Origin of the sequence: Microcoleus sp. A6-C6, assembly GCF_036705955.1 — a bacterium.
Lineage (GTDB): Bacteria > Cyanobacteriota > Cyanobacteriia > Cyanobacteriales > Microcoleaceae > Microcoleus.
The window spans coordinates 97,325-111,272 of sequence record NZ_JAUBVR010000003.1 but is presented as its reverse complement, the minus strand read 5'-3'; the positions used below and the strand labels follow the sequence as shown (position 1 = coordinate 111,272).

General features: G+C 46.6%; 8 protein-coding genes. 7 read left to right on the top strand and 1 reads right to left on the bottom strand.

Features of this window, described 5'->3' with window-relative positions; genetic code table 11:
- Positions 1 to 40 precede the first annotated feature (40 nt).
- Both QUB52_RS02820 and QUB52_RS02815 read left to right on the top strand, forming a co-directional pair.
- Positions 41 to 1,042: an ATP-binding protein gene (locus QUB52_RS02820; RefSeq protein ID WP_332972370.1), complete on the top strand. Its 1,002-nt coding sequence runs from the start codon at positions 41 to 43 to the stop codon at positions 1,040 to 1,042.
- Positions 1,043 to 1,070: 28 nt separating this feature from the next.
- On the top strand, positions 1,071 to 3,662 hold the full coding sequence (locus tag QUB52_RS02815) for a S8 family peptidase (protein WP_332972369.1): 2,592 nt from the start codon (positions 1,071 to 1,073) through the stop codon (positions 3,660 to 3,662).
- 82 nt (positions 3,663 to 3,744) lie between these two features.
- Here the strand turns inward: QUB52_RS02815 and QUB52_RS02810 are convergent, their stop codons facing one another.
- Positions 3,745 to 4,383 carry a GNAT family N-acetyltransferase gene (locus QUB52_RS02810; RefSeq protein ID WP_332972368.1) on the bottom strand — a complete coding sequence of 213 codons (639 nt, stop codon included), beginning with the start codon at positions 4,381 to 4,383 and terminating at the stop codon, positions 3,745 to 3,747.
- Between the two features lie 730 nt (positions 4,384 to 5,113).
- On the opposite strand from QUB52_RS02810, the gene QUB52_RS02805 reads away from it, so the two are divergent.
- The 5 genes from QUB52_RS02805 to QUB52_RS02785 all read left to right on the top strand — a co-directional run.
- A complete protein-coding gene (locus QUB52_RS02805) occupies positions 5,114 to 5,437 on the top strand; it encodes a hypothetical protein (RefSeq protein ID WP_332965695.1) in 324 nt (107 codons plus the stop codon).
- A 475-nt stretch (positions 5,438 to 5,912) separates the two neighbouring features.
- A complete protein-coding gene (locus QUB52_RS02800; protein ID WP_332972367.1) occupies positions 5,913 to 9,404 on the top strand; it encodes a response regulator in 3,492 nt (1,163 codons plus the stop codon).
- Positions 9,405 to 9,454: 50 nt separating this feature from the next.
- The gene (locus QUB52_RS02795) at positions 9,455 to 10,309 is read left to right on the top strand and encodes a lysophospholipid acyltransferase family protein (protein WP_332972366.1); all 855 of its coding nucleotides are present in this window, start codon (positions 9,455 to 9,457) and stop codon (positions 10,307 to 10,309) included.
- Between the two features lie 3 nt (positions 10,310 to 10,312).
- On the top strand, positions 10,313 to 10,504 hold the full coding sequence (locus QUB52_RS02790; RefSeq protein ID WP_332972365.1) for a hypothetical protein: 192 nt from the start codon (positions 10,313 to 10,315) through the stop codon (positions 10,502 to 10,504).
- A 345-nt stretch (positions 10,505 to 10,849) separates the two neighbouring features.
- Positions 10,850 to 13,948: DUF4347 domain-containing protein (locus QUB52_RS02785; RefSeq protein WP_332976109.1), on the top strand; the 3,099-nt coding region annotated here is incomplete at its 3' end.

Here is a 13,948-nt window from a genome sequence, read left to right as displayed (position 1 = left end):
TATCATTAGTAGTGTACTCTCTACTATAGTGAGAGGCGCTATGAAAGCAGAAGTTCTTAAAAGGCTATTTAAAGCGATCGCCAGTTCCGACACAGAGGCGATCGACAAATTGACATATCTAGTTATCGAGGAAGAACGCAAAAAGGGACACACGCTCCTAGCAGACCAATTAGAGAATATTACGAAGAAGAGCCAGAAAGAGAAATCTACCTCCAAAAGCTCATCTACTTCGGCAGTACCAAAAAGCCTACAAGCCCTAAGTGAGCTGCCAACCAGTAAGCGATTTAATCTTCCTTTAGTTACTGTCATACCAAGAGAAAAACTGCGGCATCACATGGTACTGCCTGAAGTTATTGAGAAACGTTTCCAGCGAATTGAGCGCGAGTATGCAGCAAGAGATAGGCTTGCTCATCACGGGCTCCGCTACAGGCAAAAAATTCTGCTGTATGGTCTCCCCGGCTGTGGCAAAACACTGGGAGCAGAACGTTTAGCTTGGAATACAGGTTTACCACTTCTGAAAGTTCGATTTGATGCAATGGTATCATCTTTTTTAGGAGAAACTGCGAGCAACTTGAGAGTTGTTTTTGAGGATGCGTCAAAAAATCCCTGCTTGTTGTTTCTTGATGAATGCGACTCAATTGCTAAGTCAAGAGAAGATTATCAGGAAGTAGGAGAAATGAAGCGCGTCGTCAATACATTTCTGCAAATCTTGGATGAATATGAACCGACATCGGGTCTTCTTGTAGCAGCTACTAACCTGAATAAATCTCTTGATACTGCACTCTGGAGGCGTTTTGATGATTTGATTGAAGTACCCAAACCGGGGAAAAAAGAGTTAGAATTTATCTTAAAGGAAACACTATCTGCCATTGAAGTTGGCTCGATCGACTGGCCTGCGATCGTTGATATGATGAGAGATTTTTCTGCTGCTCAAGCCGTGAGGGTTGCACAAGATGCTGCTAAACGGGCAATTCTTGAGCGAGAGGAGCTAGTCATTCACGAACATTTGCAAGAAGCAATTAAAGAAATCAAGGTAACATAAACTTAATTTTTGGTGTTGGGAGAACTAAATGGTTGAACGTTCTGATAGATTTCCACATATTCAACTAAAAATTGTAAGAGAAGGAATTGCTGCCCCTCAAAACGGAGGAGGAAAACCAAATCCAATAACATCAGCAAATGCTAGCAATCGGCAAGGACATGGAAGTAGATTAAAGACTTCGTTAGACTCGTTAATTTTGAATTGGCAAAATAATCAAGAAAAAAGAGAGGAAGAGGAAAAGCCACCACTGCCGGAAAAAGCTATACCTATCATTTTACAGATTGACCCTATTGCATTCGATTTAGAGGATCTCAGAAAATATGGCATTGAGGTAATTGCTGAATTAGAAAATGGATATATTATTGGTGCTTCTGCTGATGATACAGACTTTAGTGAACTACAAAAAAAGATAGAAAATTTTATTAATGCTGAGCGAGGTGGTGGTAAAGTTCCAGGAATATGGGATATTGTTGATGGAATTAAGCGACCTGAGTACATCCTTTCACCAGAAATACTTAATGAATGGGAGCAAATTAGAGATGATCGAATATATACTGTGGATCTAGGCATCGCTTGTCTAGGAACTAAGTCACAATTGCCTGATTGCCCAGAAATAAAGCCTAATGAAAGTAATGAAAAATTTATTCAAAGATTCACCAGATGGAGTAAAAAACGTGATTTAAATTACCAGCAATGGGATGATATCAAGTCGCAAAGAGAAGATGAGTTTACGGAATTTGTCCAAGCTTATCGGGGAGAGATTTTAAATATTGTGGATGGAGCTATTCCTAAATCTTCTCAACTACCAGATAGTTTTTCCTGCCGCATTCAAATTTCTGGCAAGGGACTAAAAGACTTAGTTTTCAATTTCCCCTATATTTTTGATGTGAGTTGGCCTGATGAGGTTGCTGAGTTCGTTGAGCGGGAAAATTTATCTGATGTTGATACTCCTCCTTTTGAATTACAACCGCCCGAATCAAAGGCTCCTAACGTATGCGTTATAGATAGTGGTATTCAAGAGAGTCATTCTCTTCTAAAGGCAGCAATTGATTCAGGCAATTCAAGGTCTTGGGTTCCAGGAGAAACTGAGAAAACTGCTGACTATGTTCATGGCGGACACGGAACAAGAGTAGCTGGTGCAGTCCTTTACCCCATCACGATACCTCGTACTGGAAACGAAAAAGCTGTTTGCTGGATTCAAAATGCGAGAATCCTTGATGCTAAGTGTCAACTACCTACACAGCTATTTCCACCCAACTTACTAGGTGATATTGTGGAGTTTTATCACAGTAAAACAAAAACAAGAATTTTCAACCATTCTATCACTGGGTCTGTTCCGTGCCGCACACAATATATGAGTGCTTGGGCGGCAGGGATTGATAATTTGACATGGGAAAAGGATATCCTATTGATTGTAGCAGCAGGTAATTTACCCTTAAATGGCAGAATAGGATCTACAAGATTATCTGTCCAAGAGCATCTTGCTGCAAATCGGCTGTGTCCCGATTATCTTTTAGAAGATTCTTGTAGAATTGCTAACCCTGCACAAAGCTTTCAAGCCTTAACTGTTGGCTCAATTTCTCTAGCTTCTTATCATACACTATCCTCTTCTTCCATCTCACAGAAGGATAAACCCTCAGCTTTTTCATGCTCTGGATTTGGAATTTGGGAAACTATTAAGCCCGAAGTAGTTGAATATGGTGGAGATTTCGTAAAAGATGAAGGTACACCACCTAATCTTACTCATCCTAAAGAAGTTTGTCCTGAATTAGTGCGATCGACTTTGAAGGGTGGGCCAGCCGTTGCTTCTGACAATGTTGGAACATCATTTGCGACACCAAAAGTAAGTCATATTGCTGCGTGTATTGCTGCTGAGTTACCTGATGAGAGTTGCCTTTTGTATCGTGCGCTGATAGTGCAATCGGCCAGATGGCCAGAGTGGACGATGGCAGATAATGTGAAGAAGCTACACGTTATTCGTCAAATTGGTTATGGCATTCCAAATCTCGATCGCGCTTTAGGTAATTCTCCCAATCGTATCACTTTGATTACCAGAGGAAACCGTCATATCAAAGCCAGACAAGCTCATGTTTATCAAGTACAATTGCCAGAAGAATTGCGGACTCAGGGAGAAGAACATGAGATTCTGGTAGAAGTTACTCTGTCTTACAAAGCACAACCGCGTCGAACTCGTAGAAATCGCCGAAAATATCTTTCAACTTGGCTCGATTGGGATTGTAGCAAAAAGGGAGAAGATCCAGAAAAGTTTTTGGCTAGAATTTTAAAAGAGTATGATGCTACAGAGAATTCAGAAAAGGGAGAGGGAGGTTTTAGGTGGACTATTGGTAAAAGAGCCAAAAACTATGGAAAAATTGATGGTGTCTCTAGAAGCGCGGGAACTGTTCAAAAGGATTGGAGTGTTGTCAAGTCATTTGAACTCACAGAAGCATTCTGCATTGCAGTAGTTGGACATGAAGGTTGGAATAACGATCCAGATGCTGAAGCATCCTATTCTCTGGTTATTAGCTTTGAAGCAATAAGATCGGATATTCCCATTTATACTACATTTGTTGAGGCTCAAGTTGAACTAGAAGTGAAGCAGCAGGTAGAAATTGGGTAGTCCTACTTTCTTCAATGATGCAATTCGATACAACTCTTTCTGCATGACGATTGAGCGTGCGAAAAGCCTTATTTCTGTACCACTACCCATACTGAGTTGATGAGAGCGAAATCTGCTTGCGTAAAAACAGCCGGCGCGGCTGGCCGAACAGCCAATAAGTCCAATGCCAATCCACCTGTTGCAAGCGATAGCCGGCTTGATAGTACAATTGTCGCGCCGCGTGATTATTTTCCAAAACGTGGAGGTAAATCTCGGAAAATCCCCATTCTCTGGCTGTATCCTCGCAGTTGTTGAGCAATTGTTGAGCAACTCCCTGCCGCCGATACTCTGGGTGAACTGCTAAATTTGACAAGTAAGGATAGTCTGAATTCGGGATTTGCCAAGGGAATCGAGAACGCAGAGCCATTTCTATTGTTCCTGCTATAGACTGAGTTTGGTGCGATCGATAATTCTGCATTCCTGACTCCCGCGAGACTAGCTCAGCAACGAGACAAATGTAGTGTTCTGCCTTAGAACGCAGTCGATTTTTTAAATCTTCGTAAATGCCCAAACGCAACACCGGATACACCCATTCTACAAACCCCTCGCGGGAGTGAAAACTCATTGCCAAAATATCGGCTAGCTGTGTCAAGTCGTTCGACGCAGCCACCCGGATCGAAAACCCAGAAAGTCCGGGAGTTTGTTGTTGGTGAGAAGGTGAGGAAAAAAAGGAAGGATTCACAATTCCAGGTCACTATATTAATTTTTATACGCGGGTTCCGATCTGCCCATCTGAGAAATTTCACTTCTGGTGATAACCTGCATCACAGGAGATTTAAGCCCCCACCTTTAGGTGGATTGTTTTTAGGCAGGGGATTTAAGCCCCTGCCTAAAAACTTCGCACTCATCTGTCAACTGTCAACTGTCAACTGTTAAGTAATATCACTTTCCAAAAAAGAATGTAACTTTAGACGAACTCCCAACCATGATATTCATCAGTCATTGCTCATTTCAAATCTCAAATCTCAAATCTCAAATTTAAAATGGTATAACTTATAGGCATAGTTTATGAACTCGATTAAATCACATTTTTTTTGTGCTTGACTTTAACTATTATCTGATGTAAATTGGAAATATTCAGCATTTTAAACTAAATTTATTGCCAATCAAAACCTATCCCCTAATACTAGATTTGTGGGTAGCGGGAAACTTATTAAAAACAATCAAAAAGGTTTTAACGTCTGATTCCCGGAAGCCTACCGCTCTCTGCTTGCGGAAATACCCGATCGAATATAATTTATCCATCCAGTGGTAATTGACCAACTCAACTATCTGCCAGACTAATACCGGGCATGATCGCAGGTGGGATGTTGGCCACCAGCCCCAGAGCCAGACAACCCAGCTTTCAGCAGTGCTAGGCAATCCCGTCCCCTCGCGAACTGGCCTTACCTGTTGCGCCGGGGGGCTAGGTCTTGTGCTGCGATACTGTGCTGCGCGCGATCGAGACCTTCAAAACTTCGATCGAGTTGATCGATCGGTTTCCACAGAGTACATCCCTAGCTAAGATTAACAGATGGATGCTCAAGAGTGCGGTGTTTCGCCGCAGTAATTGGCTTCTCGAAGGTCTGCACGAGGCCCAAAAAGTGCCAGTCTTACTAAAATGGTACAGCAATTGCGTCACTCGCACTTCCCCGCCTGTGTTGTCTGTGGGCCACCCCCGAATATCAGTCTGGGGCACAGGCGCGGGAGAGGAAAGCCATATCATCAGGGGAAATGTTAAAGTTGCTGTCATCTAGGCAGAAAAAACACAGGGGAAGATGTTGTTTCTCTCTTGTATCGTGCTACAGACAGTTTTCACACACCAAATACAACAGGCAAAGGAGCGAAAATAGCACATAAAATTGGTAAATCAACTCACAATCAGGACGGTTATTTCTATGTATTATGAGATGTCCAGACGGCAGTTAAAAGTGCCCGATTCGTGTTTCCACGATCAGGATAGAGGTGAGAGGTCAAGGACACTTCCCGCAAGACGAGTTTATCTGAATATCATTAAATAATAAAATTGGGGTGCACGAGAGACAACTATGAATCAGAAGAATTCCAAATTGAAAACCCAGACATCGAACATCAAGGTTGATGCTTGCTTCGGCACAGTCACAACAACTTCAGATTCACTAATTATTGTGACTTCAGCAATTGAAACCCGCGAATTCTTCCTTTCATCAGACTTATTAAATCGAACTGCCCCGGGGCACAGGAGAACGGTGCATGAATTCCCAATCAAATCCTAAGCTAAAAATTCTGATCGTCGATGACGAACCGGATAACCTCGACTTGCTTTACCGCACCTTCCATCGAGACTACAAAGTGCTCAGAGCCGAATCTGGCCCCGCCGCCCTTGAAATTTTGGCAAAAGCGGGAGAAGTTGCTGTGATTATTTCCGACCAGCGAATGCCAAAAATGAGCGGTACGGAGTTTCTCAGCCTGACGGCGGCTCAATACCCCGATGTGATCCGAATTATTTTAACTGGCTATACGGATGTTGAAGATTTAGTTGAAGCGATTAATGCTGGCAAAGTATTCAAATACGTTACCAAGCCTTGGGATGCTGAAGAACTCAGGGTTCTTGTCAGTCAAGCTGTTGATACTCACAATGTCCTGAAAGCGCGCACGAATGAGCTGCGTAGGGCTCTCTCGCAAGAATCGCTGCTTTATGCCGTTACTAATACTATTCGATCGGCTCCCAATTACCAGCAAATGCTGCAAAGAATTGTGGAAAGCGTAGGGCAGATGTTTGAGGTGAGTTGCTGTCTGCTGCGACCTTTCCAAGACGGCCGGGCGGCTGATGAACAGTTCGTTTACCATGCGCCGGAAGCCATACCCCTAGATGATTCTGGACTTGCGCCGGATTTGCTGGCGGATTTGGTTTGGAAAACTCTGGATGTGGAGGTGATTCAAGATGCTCAAACTGATGAGAGAGTTTTAAACTGGGACAATCAGCGGCGATTGCAGGCTTACCAAGCTGCGAATATTCGATCGAGCTTGATGGTACCCCTGTTTTATAAAATGGAACTGATGGCAGTCTTGGCGCTGCACCAATTCGATCGACCGCGCCAGTGGCAAGACCATGAGGTACAGTTGGTAATTACGGTGGCCGACCAAGCTGCTTTGGCGCTTTCTCAAGCGAGGGCTTACGAAAAGGTGCGGGCGCTGGCCAAGCGCGAGGCTTTAGTCAATACTATTACTACGGCAATTCGATCGAGCCTCGACCCCCAAAATATTTTTGCAGCCATTACTCAACAACTAGGCCAAGCTTTGCAAGTTGACGGCTGCGCCCTATCTCTGTGGACAGAAGATGATGAATACGTCCAGTGCGTCGGGCTCTACGACACACATACGGATATCGTGGCTGTAGAACCGGGTTTTATTGACAATCCAGAGGTAGTTGCGAACCCTCCTGGCCCTGAAACTGCTGCTGAGAGTGCTGCTGCGAACGCTGGTGGCTGGGTTTTTGCCCATCCTTCCTTGCCGCAATCTTTGGTGCCGATTCGGGGCAATCCGGTGCTGCTGCAAGTTATGGTATCAAAAGAGCCGGTGGCGATCGAAGACCTCGACGAACACCCCGATATGAATGTTACAGAACTGCAAGTGCGATCGCCAGCCCGCGCCCTGTTAGTCGTTCCCTTAATCTCCGAAGGCCAAATCATCGGCAGCATTTCCCTGCGCCAAAATCACACCATCCGCCACTGGAAACTCTCAGACATTGACCTGGCTCAAATAGTCGCAACTCAAGCTGCTTTAGCCGTGCAGCAGTCGCGCCTCTACCAGACTACCAGACAGCAGGCAGAACGGCTCCTAGAAGCCGATCGGCTCAAAACCGAATTTTTCCAAAATATCTCCCACGAATTCCGCACACCTCTAACACTAACCATCGGCCCCCTAGAATCAGCTTGCAGCCGCCAAGAAGACTTACCCTACGAACAAGCGGTAATAGCTTTGCGTAATTCGCGCCGTCTCCTGCGCTTGGTAAATCAATTGCTGGACTTGCAGCGACTCGATGCTGGACGGATGCAGCCAAGTTTTCGCCCCTGCGATTTAGTCAGTTTCTGTTACTCTACCGCAGAGTCGTTCCGCGCCTACTGCGATAAAAAAGGACTGCAATTAATTACCCAACTGCAAGAATGTCCTTTACTTTATTTGGATATTGAAAGATTTGACAAAGTTATTTACAACTTGCTATCAAATGCTGTCAAATTTACCCCAGAAGGCGGAACAATCACCCTGACAGTTGAACCCGCAGGCGCTCATTGCTTGCTGCAAGTAAAAGACACCGGCATCGGCATTCGCACCGAACAAATTCCCTATTTGTTCGAGCGTTTTCGCCAAGCCGAAGGTTCTGCCAACCGTTCCTACGAAGGCAGCGGTTTGGGTTTGGCCCTTGTCAAAGAATTAGTCGAACTCCACGGCGGTCAAATTTCCGTGGAGTCAGTTTACGGCGAAGGTACTACTTTTACCGTCTGGCTGCACTTCGGTTCGACTCACTTGCCCCCGGAACGGGTACTAGAAATACCTGCGGAGTTTCACTCATCAAAAGCTGCGGTGGAACTGGCAGATGTGGAAGGTGATTTGTCTGATGCTGAATTTGCCAATGAGAGTTTTGAGGCGATCCAACCGGTAAGTTCAGAAACAGCAGCCGGCACGGTTTTGGTTGTTGACGATAATCCAGATTTGCGCTTTTATGTGTCGGGAATTCTCCAAAATTCCGGCTTTGCAGTTTTGCTCGCTCGCAACGGACAAGAAGGATTTGCCGTGGCCAAAAACCGCAGACCGGATTTAATTGTCACGGATTTAATGATGCCTTTAATTTCGGGTTTGGATTTGATTCGGATGATTCGACAGGATGAAGAATTGAAGGGAACTCCGGTAATTTTGCTAACGGCGAAAGCTGACGAAGATACTCGAATTGAAGGAGTAGAACGGGGTGCTGATGCTTATTTGTCTAAGCCTTTTAACGATCGCGAATTGTTGGCAGAAGTGCGGAATTTGATCGCTCTCAAACAAAACGAGCGCCGAGTGCAGCAGTTAAACAGTTATTTAACTGAGTCGGTGCTGCGCCGATTTTTGCCGCCTTCGATGGTGAAGGCCGCAGCGGCTGGAGATTTGGCCTTGGATTTGCGCCCGGAACCGCGATTGATTACTATTTTGTTTAGCGATATTGTCGGTTTTACTGAAATGGCAAATACGCTGCGCTCGCGCCGGGTAGCTGAGCTTTTGAATGAATATTTGGCGGCAATGACTAAGGCTATTTTTGACAGCGGTGGTACGGTGGACAAGTTTGTGGGAGATGCGGTAATGGCTTTCTTTGGCGCGCCGGAGGAACTAACGCCGAATGAGCAAGTACGCCGCGCTATAGCTGCTGCAAGGCAAATGCTGCGAGCTCTCAAGGAGCTTAACGAGCGCTGGATGGAGCAGGGAATTGTTGGGGATAATGGGGTGCCTCCGGTGCGGTTTCGCTGCGGAATTCATCAGGGTACTGCGGTGGTGGGGATGTTTGGTGGGCCGGAGCGATCGGACTATACTGCGATCGGGCCAAGTGTGAATATTGCTGCCCGTTTGCAAGAGGTGGCGGAACCAAATACTGTGCTAATTTCGGCGGCGGTTGCAGATTATGTTGAGGAGGATCGAATTGTTAAATATAAGCCGCTTAAACTCAAGGGAATTGATGAAACTGTGTTGACTTTTCTCTTGAATTGTGATTAGTGATTACTTAAGATAACTTTTTTCTGCCGATCGCACTTAAGCACCAATCAATGAAACATCCTGCATCCACTCCCAGCAACCACAGTCAAACCTCTCGCTTGGACGGTTTATCCTTAGACGATCGCAATCCCGACTTCATTCAACTTTTGCTGCCAATCTGGGAATGGCTGTACCGCTACTATTTTCGCGTACAAAGCGACGGCTGGCACCACGTCCCAGCGAGCGGAAAAATGCTCGTTGTCGGCTCTCACAACGGAGGAATCGCCGCTCCTGATATGTTTATGTTCCTATACGAATGGTTCCACAGGTACGGTACGGAACGCTTGGCCTATGGATTGATGCACCCCACGGTTTGGAAGGTTTCGCCAGAGATTGCTAGCATGGCGGTTCGGTGTGGCGCGATCAAGGCGCATCCTAAAATGGCGATCGCAGCTTTGCGAAAAAATGCCCCGGTTCTCGTCTATCCGGGTGGCGCAGAAGATACTTTTCGCCCCTATCACTTACGCAATAAAATCTACTTTGCTGGACGCAAGGGATTTATTAAATTAGCATTGCGAGAAGAAGTGCCAATTGTACCAATTATATCCCACGGTGCCCACGATACTTTAATAGTTTTGGCGGATTTGTACGAAGAAGTTAAGCAATTGCATGAATTGGGGATGCCGTGGTTGTTTGGCATCGATCCGGTGGTGTTTCCGGTGTATTTGGGATTGCCTTGGGGGTTGGGTATTGGGCCTTTGCCACATCTGCCTTTACCCGTGCAGATTCGGACTCGCGTGTGCAAACCGATTGTATTTGAGAGGTACGGTAAGGAGGCGGCGGGCGATCGCGATTATGTTGATGCTTGTTTCGATTTAGTGACAAATCAAATGCAAGCACAATTAGATTGTTTGGCTGGTAATTGAGAATTGCAGGATTATCAAATTATCGTAGGCGCGATCGCATTTATGGTCATTACTTACTTATGGGCGATCGCAATTTTTTTGATTCATCATTTTTTATCCCAATTACAATACCACATTGTGCGACATAAAGCAATTGCCGATGTCATTAGAAGCCGTGATAGCGATCGCACTAATCTCGATCTCGCCAAAATATAATTCCCAGCATCAGTGCACAGCCATCTACCGCCAGATAGATTTTGCAAAAAAACCAGCGATAATCCCGTAAAATTATGCAACATCCAGCTTCAAGCAGATACCGTCTCAGATGCTGAATGCAATCTCTTGTCAAAGAGAGATTATTTAAATTTAGGGTGCGATGTCACGGCCTCCTTCGTGGTATAGATCGAATGTGGTAATCCATGAGCAAAAATAACGAGTTTTCCGTATTTATTTCCGCTGCAACAAAACGGTAACTAATTCTGAGCATCTTGATCGCAAAAAATCAACTGCAAGCTGAGTAATCTTGACAATCCCAAACAAAACTAAATCAGGTAATCTACCATGACTAAGCAAATCCTTTTCGTAGACTCCACCGTCCCAGATTATCAAACCCTTACCAACAGCGCCGATGGCGCTCAAATTTTCATTTTAAATGAAAATTTGAGCGCCATCGAACAAATTACCAACACCTTAGCCAATCAAAGCGATATAGAAGCAATTCATATCCTCTCCCACGGTAGCCCCGGCACTTTACACTTCGGCTCAGAAACCTTAAGCAATCAGAACTTACCCCAATGGAGCAACAAAATTAAACAGTGGGGGAAAGCATTAACAAAAAATGCCGACATTCTCCTCTACGGCTGCAATGTAGCAGCCAAAGAAACTGGATTGCAATTCATCCAAAAGCTGCATCAATTAACAGGCGCAAATATCGCCGCCTCGAATAACAAAACCGGGAATTCAGCCGCCGGCGGAGACTGGGAATTAGAAGTAAAAATCGGGAACATAGAAACCCAATCCCTGAACGTTCCCAACTACAGCTACACCCTACCAACAGGGGCGGCAGATAACAAAGCCCTCTTGGTCAGCGCCACCCCAACTTCCACCCAGATCGATGTTTTAGCCAACGACACCGGCACCGGCAGACTGAATGTCCAAAGCATCGCCATCCCCCCCACCAACGGCACAGCTATTATTAACGACTGGATTTATGTAGGCGGTGCTTTCACCAATATCGGTGGCGTTGCACGCAACAGAATCGCTCGATTGAATAGCGATGGGACAGTAGATCCCACCTTCAACCCGAATGCGAATAGTGATGTCTTAGCGATCGCCCTAGACAGCAGCGGCAACCCCATAGTGGGCGGGAATTTCAACAACATCGGCGGCAGTCCCCGCAACAAAATAGCCAAATTAAACCCCACCACAGGTGTCGCCGATGCCACCTTTAACCCGAATGCGAATAGTGATGTCTTAGCGATCGCCCTAGACAGCAGCGGCAACCCCATAGTCGGCGGCTTTTTCACCACCATCGGTGGCAGTACCCGCAACAGAATCGCCAAATTAAACCCCACCACAGGTGTCGCCGATCCCACCTTCAACCCGAATGCGAATAGTGATGTCTATGCGATCGCCAGTGACAGCAGCGGCAACCCCATAGTGGGCGGCGGTTTCACCACCATCGGTGGCACTACCCGCAACAGAATCGCCAAATTAAATCCCACAACAGGTGCCGCCGATCCCACCTTCAACCCGAATGCGAATAGTGATGTCTCTGCGATCGCCAGTGACAGCAGCGGCAACCCCATAGTGGGCGGCAATTTCACCAACATCGGTGGCAGTGCCCGCAACAATATCGCCAAATTAAATCCCACAACAGGTGCCGCCGATCCCACCTTTAACCCGAATGCGAATAGTGATGTCTATCCGAATTCGATCGCGATCGATCCCGGTAGAGAAATCTTCTACACCCCCAACGCCAACTTCAACGGCGTTGACACCTTCACCTACACCGCCAAAGACACTAGCGGCACCAGCGCCGCAACCACCGTCAGCGTCCTCGTCAACGACTCCCCCGTATTAGATAATTCCGGCACCCCCACCCTCAGCGCCCAAAATCAAGGCGACAGCGCCAGTACAGGCACACTTGTCAGCACGATTATCGCTAACAGCGCAGGCATCACCGATCCCAACGCCAGTGCAGCACAAGGCATCGCCATCACCGCCTTAGACACCACTAACGGCAGTTGGCAATACACCCTCGACGGCGGCACCACCTGGACAAACGCCCCAGCCGTTTCAGCCACCAACGCCCTACAATTAGCCAGTGATGCCAACACCAAAATCCGATTTGTGCCCAACGCAGGTTATAACGGCACTGTTGCTAATGCTATTACCTTTGCCGCTTGGGATCAAATTACAGGCACCAATGGTGGCACAGCAGATTACACCACAGATCGAACCAACAACACCACATCCAGCGTTTTCAGTACCGCCACCGAAACCGCCGATATTACAATTAATCCCGTACCTACAATTACCAGTGTCACCCCAGTCGCCAACGGCAGCTACGGAATCGGACAAAACCTCGACTTCACCGTTACCTTCAGCCAAGCAGTCACCATCACCCAAGGCACAGGTAGTGCAGTCCTCCCCATCACCCTCGACACTGGTGGCACTGTCAACGCCACCCTCGTCGGTACAGGGGCCAGCAACACCACCCAAATTTTCCGCTACACAGTTGCATCCGGCAACCTAGACACCAACGGCATCGCAGTCGGCACAGCCTTAACCCTCAGTGGCGGTGCAACCATTCAAAATGCGGCCACTGCCAACGCCATATTGACACTCAACAGCGTCGGTGCAACCACGGGTGTATTAGTCGATGGCGTTCTACCCACAGTCACTAGCATCACCTCAACTACAACCGATGGCACTTATACTGTCGGTCAGATTATCCCCATCACCGTACAATTCAGCGAACCCGTCACCGTCACAGGCACTCCGCAACTAACCCTAGCCACAGGAGGCGCAGGAACACCAGTCAACTATGCCAGCGGTAGCGGTAGTAACACCCTCACCTTCAACTACACCGTAGCCACAGGCAACACCAGTGCAGATTTAGATTATCTCTCAACTGCTGCCCTGGCACTCAACGGCGGCACGATTAAAGACACCGCCACCAACGATGCGACACTGACTCTGCCGGCACCTGCTGCGGCTAACTCATTAGGTGCTTCTAAAGCAATAGTCATTGATACTGTTGTACCCACTGTCACCATCAATCAAGCAGTAGCACAAACCGACCCGACAGCTACTTCACCCATCAACTTTACCGTCACATTTAGCGAACCTGTCACAGGTTTCGATGCTGCTGATATCGACTTAACTGCGAGTACAGCAACAGGAACATTAACACCCACTATCACAGGTAGCGGCCCTGTTTACACTGTTGCAGTCAACGGCATGACAGGTAGCGGGAACGTCATTGCCAGCATCAAAGCTAACGGGGTTACTGATACGGTAGGCAATAACAATACTGTTAGTACCAGTACGGATAATAGTGTCACTTACAACGTATCTGTACCAGAAATCCAAGTATTAGACGGCACAACGGATATAGCTGATGGTACAACAAGTGCGATTAATTTTGGCAGTGGA